Origin of the sequence: Olsenella sp. CU969, assembly GCF_905219715.1 — a bacterium.
Classification (GTDB): Bacteria; Actinomycetota; Coriobacteriia; order Coriobacteriales; family Atopobiaceae; genus Granulimonas; species Granulimonas faecalis.
This window is the reverse complement of record NZ_CAJMXC010000040.1, coordinates 1-16,391: the sequence shown is the minus strand read 5'-3', so window position 1 is coordinate 16,391 and position 16,391 is coordinate 1. Positions and strand designations below refer to the sequence as shown.

13 protein-coding genes are annotated in these 16,391 nt (G+C 64.5%); 9 read left to right on the top strand and 4 right to left on the bottom strand.

Translation table 11 applies throughout. The annotated features are described in order from the left end of the window. Positions 1-797: 797 nt before the first annotated feature. Both JX283_RS05345 and JX283_RS05340 read left to right on the top strand, forming a co-directional pair. The gene (locus tag JX283_RS05345) at positions 798-1,313 is read left to right on the top strand and encodes a DUF5067 domain-containing protein (protein WP_204829659.1); all 516 of its coding nucleotides are present in this window, start codon (positions 798-800) and stop codon (positions 1,311-1,313) included. Between the two features lie 164 nt (positions 1,314-1,477). Further along, positions 1,478-2,749 (top strand): O-acetylhomoserine aminocarboxypropyltransferase/cysteine synthase family protein, encoded by a 1,272-nt coding sequence (locus tag JX283_RS05340; RefSeq protein ID WP_204829658.1) that lies wholly within the window; start codon positions 1,478-1,480, stop codon positions 2,747-2,749. 208 nt (positions 2,750-2,957) lie between these two features. On the opposite strand, the gene JX283_RS05335 is transcribed toward JX283_RS05340, so the two are convergent. The 3 genes from JX283_RS05335 to JX283_RS05325 form a co-directional block, all read right to left on the bottom strand. Next, positions 2,958-4,073 (bottom strand): DUF5692 family protein, encoded by a 1,116-nt coding sequence (locus tag JX283_RS05335; protein ID WP_239652479.1) that lies wholly within the window; start codon positions 4,071-4,073, stop codon positions 2,958-2,960. Between the two features lie 12 nt (positions 4,074-4,085). Further along, positions 4,086-4,673, bottom strand: a complete 588-nt coding sequence (locus JX283_RS05330; RefSeq protein WP_204829657.1) for a TetR/AcrR family transcriptional regulator — start codon at positions 4,671-4,673, stop codon at positions 4,086-4,088. A gap of 168 nt (positions 4,674-4,841) precedes the next feature. Continuing rightward, positions 4,842-5,030 carry a 4Fe-4S binding protein gene (locus JX283_RS05325; RefSeq protein WP_204829656.1) on the bottom strand — a complete coding sequence of 63 codons (189 nt, stop codon included), beginning with the start codon at positions 5,028-5,030 and terminating at the stop codon, positions 4,842-4,844. 445 nt (positions 5,031-5,475) lie between these two features. On the opposite strand from JX283_RS05325, the gene dnaK reads away from it, so the two are divergent. From dnaK to clpB, 5 genes are all read left to right on the top strand, one after another. Then, a complete protein-coding gene (gene dnaK / locus JX283_RS05320; protein WP_204829655.1) occupies positions 5,476-7,368 on the top strand; it encodes a molecular chaperone DnaK in 1,893 nt (630 codons plus the stop codon). A gap of 74 nt (positions 7,369-7,442) precedes the next feature. Then, positions 7,443-8,090 (top strand): nucleotide exchange factor GrpE, encoded by a 648-nt coding sequence (locus JX283_RS05315; protein WP_239652478.1) that lies wholly within the window; start codon positions 7,443-7,445, stop codon positions 8,088-8,090. 151 nt (positions 8,091-8,241) lie between these two features. Then, positions 8,242-9,237: a DnaJ C-terminal domain-containing protein gene (locus JX283_RS05310; protein ID WP_204829654.1), complete on the top strand. Its 996-nt coding sequence runs from the start codon at positions 8,242-8,244 to the stop codon at positions 9,235-9,237. Positions 9,238-9,277: 40 nt separating this feature from the next. After that, positions 9,278-9,706 carry a heat shock protein transcriptional repressor HspR gene (locus JX283_RS05305; RefSeq protein WP_204829653.1) on the top strand — a complete coding sequence of 143 codons (429 nt, stop codon included), beginning with the start codon at positions 9,278-9,280 and terminating at the stop codon, positions 9,704-9,706. A gap of 71 nt (positions 9,707-9,777) precedes the next feature. Next, positions 9,778-12,438 carry an ATP-dependent chaperone ClpB gene (gene clpB, locus JX283_RS05300; protein ID WP_204829652.1) on the top strand — a complete coding sequence of 887 codons (2,661 nt, stop codon included), beginning with the start codon at positions 9,778-9,780 and terminating at the stop codon, positions 12,436-12,438. A 1,054-nt stretch (positions 12,439-13,492) separates the two neighbouring features. On the opposite strand, the gene JX283_RS05295 is transcribed toward clpB, so the two are convergent. Next, complete coding sequence (locus tag JX283_RS05295; RefSeq protein WP_168354025.1) at positions 13,493-14,122, bottom strand: DUF4417 domain-containing protein; 630 nt, start codon at positions 14,120-14,122, stop codon at positions 13,493-13,495. 427 nt (positions 14,123-14,549) lie between these two features. Here JX283_RS05295 and JX283_RS05290 point away from each other — a divergent pair, with 427 nt between their 5' ends. Next, the gene (locus JX283_RS05290) at positions 14,550-15,857 is read left to right on the top strand and encodes an ATP/GTP-binding protein (RefSeq protein WP_204829651.1); all 1,308 of its coding nucleotides are present in this window, start codon (positions 14,550-14,552) and stop codon (positions 15,855-15,857) included. Positions 15,858-16,070: 213 nt separating this feature from the next. Further along, on the top strand, positions 16,071-16,391 hold a 321-nt coding region (locus JX283_RS05285), incomplete at its 3' end, for a zinc-ribbon domain-containing protein (protein WP_204829650.1).

Below are 16,391 nucleotides of genomic sequence, written 5' to 3'. Positions count from 1 at the left end.
TGTATAAGAGACAGGGGGAGAGCGTCCCCATCCCGCGGCGGTAGAGCTCCTCGTCGGTGCGCTGGCAGGAGAGCCCGTGCCGGATGCACCAGATCACGACGGCGTCGCGGGGGTCCTGGGGCGCGAGCCGCCCCTGGTTGGCCAGCGCGAGCAGCCGTTGGGTCTGGGTGAGCGTGCAGCCGAGCGCGCGGGAGAGCAGCAGCGCGTTGTTGCGGGTGATGCGGCGGGTGCCCTGGAACACCTGGTAGCCGAAGGTGGCGTTGAGCCCGGCCTCGCGGATGACCTCAGGCCTCNTGAGCGGCTGGGCTGCCAGGAGGGTGTCGAGGTAGGCGGACAGGGTGGCGGGCGCCTGCTTTCCCGACGCCTTGAGCTCGGCCAGGTACCCGTCCAGCGTGCAGGCCTCCTCCAGACGGGCCATGAGGTTCTCCGTGGTGTGCGCCATGGTCGCTCCAATATCTATGAAACTTAACCATTGAGATGGTATCACATATGGGACATGTGGGGGATTTTGGGGACGGCCATGGGCCCTACCGTCGAGAAACGCCGGTGTCGAGGAGTCTGCCCCCGNTGATGCACGGCCATCCCGCCCCGCGTTGACCGTTGTTTTCATGCAGTCANGAGGCCTATGGAACCTACCACCTTTCATCGCTGCGCGCATTAGCTACCAGCTAATGCGTCACCCGGGATACGTTTTTTAGAATGCCGTTTGTCTGAAAACATGCTTAATCAAGGATGCCGTCCGGCCCGGCGGGGCGACCCCGTGCCGCCCCGCCGGGCCCATCGGTAAGGAGCGCATCATGACCCATACAGCGAAGCTCGGCGCCGCGGCCTGCGCCTGCCTGCTCGCCCTCTCCCTGGGGGCCTGCGGAGGCGGCTCGGACACCGGCTCGGGCACCACCGATCCCGGCAACGGTCAGGGGTCCCAGGAACAGCAGGCCCAGCAGGCCGAGCCCGCCGAGGACGCCCCCTACCAGGTCACCATCGACAGCGCCCAGGTCGTGAAGACGTACGACGGCGGCGACGCCGTCTGCATCACCTTCACCTTCACGAACAACTCCGACGAGGCCGAGGCCTTCGGCACCGCCACCCGCGTCACCGTCTACCAGGACGGCGTGGAGCAGGAGATCGCCATGCCCGCGGAAAGCCCCGCGAACTACGGCAACTCCATGAGCAAGGTGAAGGCGGGNTCGTCCATCACCGTCGACGGCGTCTACGAGCTGGCCAACACCACCTCCCCCGTGGAGGTGGAGGTNGCCGANCTCTTCAACCTCGACGGGACCGTCCTCGCCGNGAAGACCTTCGACCTCTCCTAGGGCACCGTCCGAGCCCGTGGGCCGTGCGGCCCCGTGGGTCGTCCGACCTGCGGGGCCGCCATCCGTCCCGGCGCCCCNTTTTCATCCCTGTGAAAAGGGCGGCNACCGCCCGACACCCCGGCCGCCACCTTGGTAGCTTTTAAGAAACAGACCGNGGAGGGCCCATGGACTTCANCACCGAGTGCATCCACGCCGGGTACCAGGCCGGTAACGGGCAGCCGCGCACGCTGCCCATCGCGCTGAGCACCACCTACCCCTACGACTCCTGCGAGCAGGTGGCGCGGCTCTTCGACCTCTCGGAGGAGGGCTTCTTCTACTCGCGCATCGCCAATCCCACGTGCGACGCCGTGGAGCGCAAGATCGTCGCCCTCGAGGGCGGCGTCGGGGCCCTGCTCACGAGCTCGGGCCAGGCCGCCAACCTCATCGCCGTGCTCAACGTGGCCTCGGCCGGCGACTCCATCGTGGCGTCGAGCGCCATCTACGGCGGCACGGTGAACCTCTTCTCGGTCACGCTCAAGCGCTTTGGCATCGAGACCCGCTACGTGGGGCCCCGCGCCACCGAGGACGAGATCCTCTCCGCCGTGGACGAAACCACCAAGGCGGTCTTCGGCGAGACCGTGGCCAACCCGGCCCTCGACGTGCTCGACATCGAGACCTTCGCCGCGGCCGCCCATCGGGCCGGCCTGCCCCTGATCGTGGACAACACCTTCCCCACGCCGGTGCTCTGTCGGCCNATGGACTGGGGTGCCGATATCGTCACCCACTCCACCACCAAGTACATCGACGGCCATGCCATGACCGTGGGCGGCGTCGTCGTGGACTCCGGGCGGTTCGACTGGGAGGTCTCCGGCCGCTTCCCGGGCCTCACCGAGCCCGACGAGAGCTACCACGGCACCGTCTACACCCGCGACTTCGGCGACTCGGCCTACATCGTGAAGGCCCGCGTGCAGCTCATGCGCGACCTCGGCTGCTACCCGCCGGCCACCAACGCGTTCATCCTCAACGAGACCCTGGAGACCCTGCCCCTGCGCATGGCCCAGCACGGCTCCAACGCCCTGACCGTGACCCGCTGGCTCGAGNGCCGTCCCGAGGTTGAGTCGGTGAGCTACCCGGGGCTGGAGTCGAGCCCCGACCACGACCTCGCCGGAAAGTACCTGCCGAACGGCTGCTGCGGGGTCATCTCGTTCGTGCTCTCCGGCGGCCGCGAGCGTGCCGCGGCGCTGCTCGACGCNCTGGAGATGGTGCGCATCGAGGTGCACGTGGCCGACTCCCAGACCTGCGCCCTGCACCCGGCGAGCTCCACCCACCGCCAGCTCACCGACGACCAGCTCGCCGCCGCGGGCGTGGGGCCGGGCCTCGTGCGCCTGTCCTGCGGCCTAGAGAGCCCCGAGGCCATCATCGCCGACCTGGAACAGGCCCTGGCCGCCATCGCCTGACGCCCCCTGTCCCACCACCCGGACACTTTTGTCCCAATGGTCGGACACTTCTGTCCCATCATCAATCACGTAATAGGATAAGTGACAGATGGGCCAGGCACCTTTGTCACGCCAGGCGCATATGGAAAGGCCCGCCGGCGGCCGGTGCCGTCGGCGGGCCTGGAGGCGGTGATGCGACGCCGCCCGGTGGCTCCTTGCNGTATGGGTGCTAGCCCTGCCGGGTGACGTTCTCCTCNGNCACGTAGACGAAGCCCGGGGTGCCCTCGGCGGGCAGGGAGTTGTAGGCCACCATCTCGGCGATCTCGGCGGGCGTGGCGCTCTTGGGCTCGGTCTCGAGCAGGTACTCGGTGCTGGCGCGGCGCTCCATGGCCTCGCGGAAGTCCTTGGTCCCCACGAAGACCTCCTGCTTGTAGGGGTTCACGCCGAGCTTTTTGGCGCGGNAGAGGATGTAGGCGAGGGCCGCGACGTTGGCGACGAGGGCCACGATCGAGACGACGAGGTTCACGTTGGGGTTGTTCACGGAGTCGGCCGCGAAGACGGNGTCGTTGGCGAACATCGGCACCATCTGGCAGAACATACACCAGATAGAGAGGGTGAAGGCGCGGTTCTGGATCCAGCCGCCCTTGTTCCACCACAGGCCGGCGATGGTCGGGGCAAACAGCAGGGCCACGCCGCAGTACCAGGAGTGGGTGGGCAGGTTGTTGTAGGTGTAGCAGAAGTTCCACAGGTCGTAGGCGATGATGAACACCCACGTCATGTCGGGCCACAGCATGTCCTGGCGCTTCTTGGAGATGTAGATGCCAAACCAGCCGGTNATGCAGAAGATGNTGATGAGGCCGGCNATGCCGTTGAAGACGTTGTGCCAGCCGCCGTAGAGGGTCACGCCCTCGGTGGAGACCCACGTGGTGCCGAAGGCGCGGAAGGCGCTCTCGAAGTCGCTCACCACGGCGATCAGGATGTTGATGGCCACGATGATGAAGGGGAACGCCTTGAACCAGTGGGAGCGGCCGATCTTGCCCCAGCCGTACTTGAGCATCATGAAGCCGATGCACCCCGCCGTGGCCGCATAGACCTTGGNGTAGTGGAACCAGCTGTTCATGTCGGTGTGCGTGGGGTTGTTGAGCGCCCACTCGGCGCCNATGGNCGCGCCGANCTCGNCGGCCNGGCAGTAGACCGTCATGACGCCGCACACGCCGAAGAACATGACGATGCCGCCGGTCTTGCTCCTCCGGGCGAACTCGNTGAGGCCGATGAGGGCCCCCAGGACCATGAACAGCCCCAGCCATTGGTAGAGCGCGTTCGGCCCGTACACGGAAAACAACATTCGCTTCCTCCCTTAATCGTGGGACCTGTCTATATGGAGCGTCTGCGCGACGATGTCGGCCGCCATCTCGTCGTCGACGGACGGGTTGTTGCGCAGGAGCCCGATGACACCGGTGATGAGCATGTAGAGGGTCTCGTAGAGGTGGTCGATCTCTATGGTGTGGAGGCTCCCGTAGTCCTTCACGGTGGTGTCTATGAGGTAGTGGGCGGTGTGGTCGACCACCCGGTGGATGAAACCAAGGTAGAGCGAGGTGTTCTCGGTGGAGTTGAGGTCGGACCTGAACGAGTCCCTCTCGAGGATGGCGTTTCGCACGAGGCGCACCACCGATAGGAGGGCCTCGTCCACGTCGCCCTTCCGGCGNCGCTCGTTCCAGTAGCAGAGGGCCTCCACGTAGTCGCCCACGTAGTCGTCGAGCACCGCGGAGGTAACGGCGTCCTTGTCGCTAAAGTAATGGTAGAAAAGCGACCGNGTGACGCCAACGCGGTCGGTGATGTCCTGGATGGAGGTGCGGGCCAGCCCCTTCTCCTGGTAGAGGTCGCGGGCGGCACAGAGGAGTTCCTCCCGTCGCCGGTCGCGCCCCCTATCCTTTTGCCGGCCCATGGACTCCCCTTTCAAATCGACATCAGCCTAGGACTCGGTTTGACGCGCTGTCAATATACAGATTTGGCAATTCGTCAACGGTCCTCCGGCGGGGTCCCCCACAAGAAACGCCCCCGGGTGCGCTGGGCGTCCGGGGGCGTCTGGTGGGGCTGGATGCCGTCGGGAGGGCTAGTCCTCGACGATCTCGGTGATGGCACCGGTGGGGCAGGCCTCCATGCACTGGCCGCAGGCGATGCAGTTGTCCTCGNTGGCCACGACGGCGCACTCGTCGCCGAGCTCGAGGGTGTCGGTGGGGCAGGTGTCGACNCACACGCCGCAGCAGATGCACTCGTCGGCATCGATAACAGGATGGGCCATGGTTCTCTCCGATCGTCGGGGTAGTCGGCCCGCGGCGCGCGCGGGCCCCGTGTGAAGTGAATATAGCAAGAATGGCGGGCTTTGCAAGAATAGGTTCTGGACTTTTCCGCATCGTGTCCACCGCCAAAAAGTTAGCCAAAGTTGCAGGTACATGGTTTATATACCACCTGTCTACAGGTATTTGCTCCCCACACAACGCGTTCACGGTTGCCGGTCCCCTGTTAGCGGCTTCCACCAGCGGTGATAAGGCTCCATGAGGCCATCTGCGCATGCTCCGGCNCTCTGAGTTGTGGAGAACCAGAAAATATATGTTGCCCAGACTTAGATTATGTGTAGTATGTTCCGCAAAGGATATAAGCCTCACCAGTGTAATGCCGGCATAGACGGCCCCCTCGGCCGCCACAGGGCCCTGCACCACGAGGCAGGCATGAAAGGAAGGCCAGTTATGGCAAACAAGATTCTGGGCATCGACCTCGGCACCACCAACTCCGCCATGGCGGTCCTGGAGGGCGGCGAGCCCACCATCATCGTGAANGCCGAGGGCGACCGCACCACCCCGTCCGTGGTGTCGTTCCAGCCCGACGGCGAGCGTCTCGTGGGCAAGGCGGCCAAGAACCGCGCCGTCACCAACCCGCAGAACACCGTCTTCTCCGTCAAGCGCTTCATGGGCCNCAAGTTCGACGAGGTCCAGAGCGAGATCAAGACCGTCCCCTACACCGTGAAGCCGGGCAAGGACGGCCGCGTGGTCATCGNCATCGAGGGCACCGACTACACCCCCGANCAGATTAGCGCCATGACCCTCGCCAAGATGAAGGCCGACGCCGAGAAGTACCTCGGCGAGACCATCACCGAGGCCGTCATCACCGTCCCCGCCTACTTCAACGACGCCCAGCGCCAGGCCACCAAGGACGCCGGCAAGATCGCCGGCCTCGAGGTCAAGCGCATCGTCAACGAGCCCACCGCGGCCGCCCTCGCCTACGGCCTCGAGAAGGCCGATGGCGACCAGAAGATCCTGGTCTTCGACCTGGGCGGCGGCACCTTCGACGTCTCCCTGCTCGAGCTCGCCGANGGTGTGACCGAGGTCCTCGCCACCAACGGCGACANCCACCTGGGCGGCGACGACTGGGACCAGCGCATCATCGACTGGGCCGCCGACAAGTTCCAGAAGGAGGAGGGCGTCGACCTTCGCAAGGACCCCATGGCCCTGCAGCGCCTGAAGGAGGCCGCCGAGAACGCCAAGAAGGAGCTCTCCAGCGCCCAGCAGGCCACCATCAACCTGCCCTTCATCACCTCGGTCGACAACGCGCCCAAGCACCTCGACTACACGCTCACCCGCGCCGAGTTCGAGCGCCTCACCCGTGACCTGCTCGACCGCTGCAAGGAGCCTGTGACCAAGGCCCTCAAGGACGCCGGCCTCAACATCTCCGACATCGACGAGGTCATCCTCGTGGGCGGCTCCACCCGCATGCCCGCCGTGCAGGAGCTCGTGCAGAAGATCACCGGCAAGAAGCCGAACATGTCCGTGAACCCCGACGAGGTCGTGGCCGACGGCGCCGCCGTCCAGGGCGGCGTGCTCACCGGCGACGTCGACGGCATCCNGCTGCTGGACGTCACCCCGCTGTCCCTCGGCGNCGAGACCATGGGCGGCGTCATGACCNAGATGATCGACCGCAACACCACGATCCCGACCNCCAAGACCGAGATCTACTCCACGGCCGCCGACAACCAGACCTCCGTCGAGATCAACGTGCTCCAGGGCGAGCGCGAGTTCGCCGCCGACAACAAGAGCCTCGGCCGCTTCCAGCTCACCGGCATCCCGGCCGCCCGCCGCGGCACCCCGAAGATCGAGGTCACCTTCGACATCGACGCCAACGGCATCGTGAAGGTCTCCGCCAAGGACCTCGGTACCGGCAAGGAGCAGCAGATCACCATCTCCGGCTCCACCGCCCTGTCCGACGAGGAAGTCGACCGCATGGTCAAGGACGCCGAGGCCAACGCCGAGGAGGACAAGCAGCGCAAGGCCGACATCGAGGTCCGCAACCAGGTCGACAGCCTGGCCTACTCCACCGAGGAGACCCTGAAGGACCTCGGCGACAAGGTGCCCGCCGACATGAAGTCCGAGGCCGACGCCGCCGTCGAGGAGGCCAAGAAGGCCCTCGAGGGTCAGGACATCGACGCCATCAAGGCNGCCGGCGACAACCTCCAGGAGGTCGGCCACAAGCTGGNCGAGNTCGNCTACTCCANCGCCCAGGACGGCGCCGCCCAGGACGCCGGCTCCTCCGACGACGACGTGGTCGACGCCGACTACGAGGTCGTCGACGACGAGGACGAGAAGTAAGAGGCCCTGACACGCCGCACGACCCGTCCCGGGGCCCCGTGCCCCGGGACGTCCCTTTGGAGGAGGCGACAACCGTGGATCAGAACGAGGAGCTCGACCCCGNGATGGCCGANGCTGCCATCCGTGCCGGCGAGCAGGCCGCCAAGGACNACCTCGCNANGGACNCCGACAAGANGCGCGCCGAGCGCGACGAGCTGCAGAGGCAGCTGGCCGACGCCCAAGACGAGGTCCAGAAGGCCCAGACCGAGGCGGCCGACGCCGCGGCCCGCGTGGCCCGCCTGCAGGCCGACTGGGACAACTACCGCAAGCGCACGGCCGCGGAGCGCGTGGCCGAGCGCGCCCGCGCCACCGAGAAGCTCGTGGAGAGCCTGCTCCCGGCCATCGACGACCTCGAGCGCGCCGTGGAGCACGCCCAGGGCATCGACGACGCCCAGGTGAAGGAGCTGGGCGCCGGCATCGCCAACGTCCACGCCAAGATCGTGGGCGTCCTCGAGCGCGAGGGCGTCGAGGTCATCGACCGCCCCGGCGAGGCCTTCGACCCCTTGCGTGAGCAGGCCGTGGGCCAGGTGCAGGACGCCGAGGCCTACGACGACTCCGTGGCCCAGGTGCTGCGGCGCGGGTACGCCATGGGCGGCAAGGTGATCCGACCGGCCATGGTCTCCGTGACCGTGGGCGGCCCCAAGCGCCCGGCCCCCGCCGACGACGGCGGGGAAACCGCCTAGGACCCGCTTGACGCGCGGGTCGCCACGGCACCCGCACGGCCATCGGGGGTACATGCCCCGGTGACGGAACAACCCGAACCAANCGCGCNCGGNCCGAGCATCGTNNCGGGCGCGCTTTCGCGAGAACCCAAAGAAAGGGGGTGCGAACTCGATGCCTAAGAAGAACTTCTACGACGTGCTGGGCGTCTCCCGCGACGCGTCGGCCGACGAGATCAAGAAATCCTTCCGCAAGCTGGCTCAGAAGCACCATCCCGACGCCGGTGGAGACGAGCAGAAGTTCAAGGAGATCTCCGAGGCGTACGAGACGCTCTCCGACCCTGAGAAGCGCAAGGAGTACGACCAGGTCCTGATGTTCGGGGGCATCCCCGGCGCCGACTTCGGCGGCGACGGCGGCCGCGGCCGAGCCTACACCTACACGGACGGCGGCTTCGACTTCTCCGACATCTTCAGCGGCTTCGGCGGCGGCGCCGCCTCAGCCCAGGACGACGGCGGCTTTGGCGGCTTCGACTTCTCGTCGATCTTCGGCGGGGGCAACCCCGGGAACCGCGTCCAAAAGGGCGGGGACCTTACCATGTCCATCGACGTGACCTTCGAGGAGGCCCTCACGGGCGCCCNGCGCAAGGTCACCTACCGCANCNCGTCCACGGGCGAGGAGCAGAGCCTCACGGNCAAGATTCCGGCCGGCGCCGTNAACGGTGGCAAGCTGCGCTATCGCAAGCGCGGCGAGTTCGGGCGCAACGGTGGCGAGCGCGGCGACCTCGTGATCACCACTCGCGTGGCCGAGCACCCCGTCTTCAAGCGCGACGGCGCCGACGTCCGTATGGACCTGCCCATCTCCATCTACGAGGCCGCCCTCGGCGCCACGGTGGAGATCCCCACCCCCGAGGGCAAGACCGTGCGTCTCAAGGTGCCCAAGGCCACCCAGGACGGCAAGGTCTTCCGCTTCAAGGACCTGGGCGCGCCCAACGTCAAGAAGAAGGGCGCCAAGGGCGCCCTGTACGTGACGGTGAAGGTGGAGGTGCCCACGCGCCTCTCCAAGGAGGAGCGTGGCGCGCTCGAGGAGGCCCAGGCCGCCGACCACCACGACTACCGCCGCGACATAGAGAAGCTCGTCAAGGACGCGGCCAAGGAGTCCAAGTCCAAGTAACGGCCTCCGGGCAGGCCTCGAATCTCTGGAGGAGGCAACGATGAAAGAACCGCGGGGCCCCAAGGCCAACCGCACCAAGCCCCTCTACATGATCTCGGTGGCCGCCGAGCTCACCGGCATGCACCCGCAGACCCTCAGGGTCTACGAGCAGAAGGGCCTCGTNAGCCCCGGCCGCTCNCGGGGCAACACCAGGCTGTACAGCCAGGCGGACATCGACCGGCTGCACCTCATCGGCAGGCTCACCGACGAGGGCATCAACCTGGCCGGCGTGGTGCGCATCCTCGAGATGCGTGAGCGCGCCGAGGCCCGGGACGACGAGATCGACCAGCTGCGGGCGCGCGTCCGCGAGCTGGAGGACCAGGTCAGCGAGTTCCGCACCCAGGTCCGCATAACCGCCCTCGCCCCCTACGACGGCAANGGGCCCGAGCAGGTCCTCCGTGGATTTCTTCGGGGCGACGTGNGTGACTGATTCAAAAGACCCGGGTTCGGGGGCAGAAGCCCCCACAGAACCCCATCGATACGTGTAATGGGAGGTATCGCATGAACGTCAACAAGCTCGCCGTCACCGCGGCCGAGGCCCTCCAGACGGCCCTCGGCATCGCGACCGACGTCGACGCAAGCGCCTGCGAGCCGGTGCACCTGCTCAAGGCGCTCCTGGCCTCAGGCGAGCGCAACCTCGACTCCATCATCGAGAAGATCGGCGCCAACCCCCGCTCCCTCGAGCACCAGGCCGACGACGCCATCGCCAAGGAGCCCAAGGTCTCCGGCTCGGGCCTGTCGCAGATGGGGCTCTCGCGCGGCCTCGTGAAGGTCTTCGACGAGGCCGAGAAGCTCGCCGCCAAGATGGGCGACTCCTACGTGACCNCCGAGCACCTTCTCGTGNCCCTCTGCGAGGACAAGGGTGCCGCCGGCTCCATCCTCAACGGTGCCGGCCTCACCGCCAAGCGCGTCCAGGCCGCCTACGNGGAGCTCCGCGGCGACGAGCACGTCACGAGCGCCGACGCCAAGCCGGAGTTCGAGGCCCTCGAGCGCTACGGCCGCAACGTCACCGAGCTCGCCCGCATGGGCAAGCTCGACCCGGTGATCGGCCGTGTGGAGGAGATCCGCCGCACCGTCCAGGTGCTCTCGCGCCGCACCAAGAACAACCCCGTCCTCATCGGCGAGCCCGGCGTGGGCAAGACAGCCATCGTCGAGGGCCTGGCCGAGCGCATCGTGGCCGGCGACGTGCCCTCCACCCTCAAGGACAAGGACATCGTCGAGCTCGACATGAGCGCCCTCGTCGCCGGCGCCAAGTACCGCGGCGAGTTCGAGGAGCGCCTCAAGAGCGTGGTCAAGGAGGTGCAGAAGTCCGACGGCCAGGTGATCCTGTTCATCGACGAGCTGCACACCATCGTGGGCGCCGGGGCCACCGAGGGTTCCATGGACGCCGGCAACATCCTCAAGCCGGCCCTCGCCCGTGGCGAGCTGCGCGCCATCGGCGCCACCACCCTCGACGAGTACCGCAAGTACATCGAGAAGGACGCCGCCCTGGCCCGCCGCTTCCAGACCGTGCTCGTCTCCGAGCCCACGGTGGAGGACACCATCTCCATCCTCCGCGGCCTCAAGGAGAAGTACGAGATGCATCACGGCGTGCGCATCACGGACGCCGCCCTCNTCTCGGNCGCNGACCTCTCCAACCGCTACATCTCCGACCGCTTTCTGCCCGACAAGGCCATCGACCTCGTCGACGAGGCGGCCAGCCGCCTGCGCATGGAGCTCGACTCCATGCCGGCCGAGATCGACGCCCTCGACCGCCAAATGACCCAGATGCAGATCGAGGAGCAGGCCCTCATGAAGGAGGAGGACGCCGCCTCTAAGGACNGCCTGGAGCAGCTGCGCCGCGAGATGGCCGGCATGCGCGAGAAGCTGGACGGCGTGAAGGCCGCCTGGCAGAACGAGAAGNGCGCCATCGACNGCGTACAGGACCTCAAGCGCCAGATCGACGAGGCCCACAGCGAGGAGGAGCGCGCCACGCGCTCCGGCGACCTCGCCCGCGCCTCCGAGTTGCGTTACGCCACCATCCCCGAGCTCCAGCGCCAGTACGACGAGGCCGAGAAGCTCCTCGAGGACAAGACCGACGACGGCATGCTCAAGGAGGAGGTCACCACCGGCGAGATCGCCGACGTGGTCTCCAGCTGGACCGGCGTGCCCGTGACCAAGATGATGCAGGGCGAGATGGACAAGCTGCAGAACCTCGAGGAGGAGCTGCACCGCCGCGTCATCGGTCAGGACGACGCCGTCAAGGCCGTGGCCGCCGCCGTGCGTCGTAGCCGTGCCGGCCTGTCCGACCCCGACCGCCCCATCGGCAGCTTCTTCTTCCTCGGGCCCACCGGCGTGGGCAAGACCGAGCTCGCCAAGGCCCTNGCCGAGTACCTCTTCGACGATGAGCACGCCTTGGTGCGTATCGACATGTCCGAGTACATGGAGAAGTTCAGCGTCCAGCGCCTCATCGGCGCCCCTCCGGGATACGTGGGATACGACGAGGGCGGCCAGCTCACCGAGGCCGTCCGCAGGCGCCCCTACTCGGTCATCCTGCTCGACGAGATGGAGAAGGCCAACCCCGACGTCTTCAACATCCTGCTCCAGGTGCTCGACGANGGCCGCCTCACCGACGGCCAGGGCCGTGTGGTNAGCTTNAAGAACACGATCATCATCATGACGAGCAACGTGGGCTCCCAGTACATCGCGAGCGCCAACGCCATCGCCCACCCGGAGGAGGTCACCGAGCAGGTGAACGAGGCCCTGCGCGCCACGTTCAAGCCCGAGTTCCTCAACCGCATCGACGACGTCGTGGTCTTCCACGCCCTCATGCTCGACGACATCGAGAGGATCGTGGACATCCAGCTCGCCGACGTGCGCTACCGCNTGGCCAACCNGCGCATCAAGCTGCGCCTGACCCCGGCCGCCGTCCAGGCCCTGGCCCTCGAGGGCCTCGACCCGGTCTTCGGCGCCCGCCCGCTCAAGCGCCTCATCCAGCGCCAGGTCNTGGACAACGTGGCCACGCTCGTCATCAACGGCCGCGTGCGCGAGGGTGACACCGTGTGTGTGGACGTGGACGAGGCCAACGGCTTCCACGCCAGGCTCGACGACGCCACGCCCGAGGAGGCGGAGGCCGACGTCGAGGAGGCCGTGGAGCCCGACGACGTGCACATCCAGGAGTAGCTCCCTGGTCGCATCGAATTGCCGAGGNGNGGTCCGTGCCCGGTGGNGCCGGNCCCNCCTNCTTCCNAGTCCAACGCCCTTTGCTCCTCAGTAAGGCTGGTCAAGATGCGCGTGCCTTCCAGCCTGCATCCTGGAGACGTTTCAAAAAGCTCGTTGGAAAGTGGCGTCAGTCTGTCGAGGACGTTGGGCGATTGGAGGACGGCCACGCCCTCCTCAAAACGGTCGGCTCGTTCTAACGCTATTTGTTTGCCATCGGTGAGAAACGCCAAGGCTTGGGTGTGTCGCGACTCCCACGTCAGTGTTTCGTGGTCGTAGTATTTGACGATGTCGGTCACCGCAACGATGTCGTTTANGGGCTTGCCGATGGTCATNCGCACATCGAAGGCGCCATCGAGGTCGTTTGCCTCGTCGGCGGTCAGGTCGAATGCAAACAGTCGGCTGACCTCCTCACGAGAGCCTAAGTAGTCGATGGTCTCGAGCTCGGTAACGATAAGCCAACGCTCTGATCCGATTTGGACCTCGGTGCCACGGTAGGAGATGGGGTTGTAGAGGAGCCTGTCATGGCAGNANNNTACNAGCTGCNGTCCGATAAGGCCCTTGAGCTGATTCAGGGTCTTCTGGGGGATAGTCTGGTCGATGATAGTGGTCGTTGGCACGGTCATCTCGCCTCCCTGCGGATTACNAAGTGGATNTTCTGACTCCGTATTTCCCCTGACCCGGTGGACCTACGTACGTTAATGCTGATGGCGGGTGAACCGTCACTGGTACTTACCTTACGGAAGGTAATGACGGAGCCGTCGACGAGGGTNGTCCGGACNCCGTTGCCCCCGGGGAGGGGTTGTTCAACNCCGCCTGACGATATACGTAAGTAGAAGTCGGTTGCGGTTTCTAGGGGCGCGTCTGAGACGATGTTACGAATCGACGGGTCTCTGCTCAGGCCCTGAACACCAAACAGTCCGTTGTTGATCGGATAAAGGCGCAGCATGCCGTCGACGTTGTTTAGAAGGCCGCTGGTTGGAAAGGTGTTTCCAGTGTTGTCCTCTCCCATTGCTCNTCACCCCTTGGCCCGGTGCTCGGTTGTCCAGTCGGGGTAATAAACAAACTTTGTCCTATCTTGTAGTCCTTCAAAAATGCGACCAGGACGAGCGCCATATACAAGCACGGTTGACGGAGAGACAGTCTCTATCATCTTTGTGAGGCCAGTCAGGAAGAAATCTTGCTGTTTATGGGACTTGCATACTCCGTATGTGCCAACGGCGACTATTCCGCCGTGAACCAAGCCGTCAAAGCAATAGCTAAAGCTTGCTTCATCCGACCAGCGGACAGTGGGAATCACAGGGATGTTGTGTCTTTGGCATTGGAAGCCAACCGCCCTGCTGTAAAAGACTGAGCAGGCGTTTAGGCAGTTGACGCTGGGTCTCTCCAGACTGAAGTCAGGGGTCAGGATTCCATCGAAAGAGGAGAGGATGGGTATCGCCGATGCAAGGTTGTCGACGATGCCGTTAAATAAACTGTCCTTGATGAAAAAGTGGACATAGCCGTGAGACCTGCCATTTCGAAGCTCCGCTGCTGCTCGATCGAAGGGGACAAGTCGCGAGGGGATGTCGGGGGCTGGGCACTCCATCATCTGGGGAATCCCCATTGGCCCGACGAGCCGGGCATTGTCTGCAAGCTCTGAATGCATGCCACCTCCTGCCGCGATGCGACTGCGCTTGCGCATGCCCTTTGAAGCGTTTTGTTTCGAGGAGCCCTTTGTCGCGGGCTTCGCTTCGAACAGAGATGGTTGAAACATTGTTTAGCCTCCCATCTTCACACTGATTGGAAGACGAGGCCCTGCGAAGCAGTTGACCGACAGGTGGCGTCGACCGTACACTGCTGATGTGATTGGGGTCTTGGGCCTCGTTGGGCTCGTTNCTGTTGGCGCAGGGGCGAGCCGTTTTTGTCTGGGCGGTNATGTCATAGGTAGTCCCTCCTTNCCTNGGTCCACGGTACCTCTTTAGATGGTGCTGTGCAATATAAATCGATATTTCCGATTTACTGACTACAAATAAAGAGAGTCGACATGTAAAATATGTCTATCCGAAACAGCTCTTCGCAGAGGATGAGGGACTATGCTCCTGACGATGAAGATCAAGAATTGGAAGACGTTCAAAAACGAAGTCACCTTCTCCATGGAGGCGTCAAGAGAGAGAAAGCACTCCAATCAGGTGGCGCGGCTGTCTTCCATGTATGGGAAGAGGAGAGTGCTTCCTGCGGCGGCCATTTTTGGATATAACGCCGCAGGTAAGACCTCGCTTCTTGAGGCGCTTAGCTTTTTAAAGAATCTTGTGGTTATTGGCACTCAGGTCAATCAGGCAATTCCGGTGAGGAGTTACCAGCTCGATCAAGAGTGTTCTCACGCTCCTACTTTTATTGAATTAAGAATCGTTAAGGAAGGCCATATATATCGATATGCAGTGTCCCTGACGCGGGGGTATGTTGAGAAGGAGCAGCTCTTTCTGGAGCGTACGCGAAGTGAGGAGCTGATTTTTAGCAGATTGNGCGACAGGGTCGAGTTTGGAAAAATGTNCGACACCGAAAGGCATCGTTNCATTGCGGAAAGTACAAGGAGAAATCAACTCTTTCTACATAACGCTGTGGAGCAAAATGCCNAGTCNCTTCGGCCNGCCTTTGATTNGTTCGCCGCTGTATTGAGGATCGAGGGCGTAGAGGACCATGGCGCTCCGTACACCAGCGTGTTGGTGAGAGACGACTTTCGTCAGTTTATCAATGAGAAGCTGAGAGACTACGGGACCGGAGCAGAGGAGTTGAGCCTCGATCATGTTCCAAAAGAGGCCATCGGGGTTCCGGTCGAGTTTCTCGATTCTGCTCTTGCAGCTGTTCCGCCAGGGGAAGAGGGGTCCATTCAAATACGGGTCGACAAGGGGGATGCAAAGGGGCCTGAAATTTATATAATTATGGTTCGTGACTCTTTCGCTGATTACTATAAGGCCACATTGCGTCACCGGTGCTCTGACGGAGAAGGAATACGATTCGAGATGGGAGAGGAATCGACCGGCACTCAAAGGCTCGTCGAGCTACTTCCGATTTTTTTCGACTTGTGCGCCAAAGGAACGCCGGAACACAGTCACGAGCTTGTGTGGCTTATTGACGAGCTGGGACGGAGCTTTCACACGTCAATGACCTTAGGTTTGGTGCGCGAATACCTGGATTCGTGCAACAGCAACACGAGGCACCAGCTCATCTTTACGACCCACGACCTTCTGCTCATGAGCGATGACTCCATGCGCAGGGATGAACTTTGGGTGTGCAGCAAGGACCCTACGGAAGGGTCGGAGGTTGTTTGCATCGGGAAGNATNCACGNACAAGAACAGACTCGGATATCCTCAAGCTATATATGGAAGAGGTATATCGATAGTAATTCGACTATATACGTCAATCGTCGCGAGGAGGGGCCCGTGCCTGGTGGCGCGGGCCCCTCCTCGCATGCTGCGGGGCGCCCCGGAACGGGAATGAAGGGGTGGAGGCCCTCGGGCGGTCCCGTGCCGGNCTACCGTGAGAGGGCCGTTAGCGGGATAATTGCCCCGGATTCTTCAACGCGTGTGCCGCACGGAGTCGGCTGGAGGACTGCATGATCTGCGACGGCTGCGGCCACGGGCTGCCTGACAACGCCAAGTTCTGCCCCGAGTGCGGGCGGCCGGTGACACCGGCGCCTGCCGACGATACCCCGGCCGACAAGAGCGACGCCGGCGACCTGACGGGCGCGCCCCGGGAGGCGTCCTCGGCCCCCGAGACCGACGGCGTCCCGCCCACGGCGTCCATCCCCAAGGCCGAGCCGGCCCCGGTGCCGGACGGCCTCGAGGTCACCCGCGAGCAGGCCCGTCCGCGGGACCTCGACGAGGCCGCCGGCGACACCGTCGAGGTCCCGTTCGACCCCGCCGCCACGGGCGCC

What these genes read in the sequence shown, in the direction of transcription:
- JX283_RS05295 (WP_168354025.1), bottom strand. Translation starts at nt 14,122, where the DNA reads ATGCATTCAGAGCTTGCAGACAATGCCCGGCTCGTCGGGCCAATGGGG.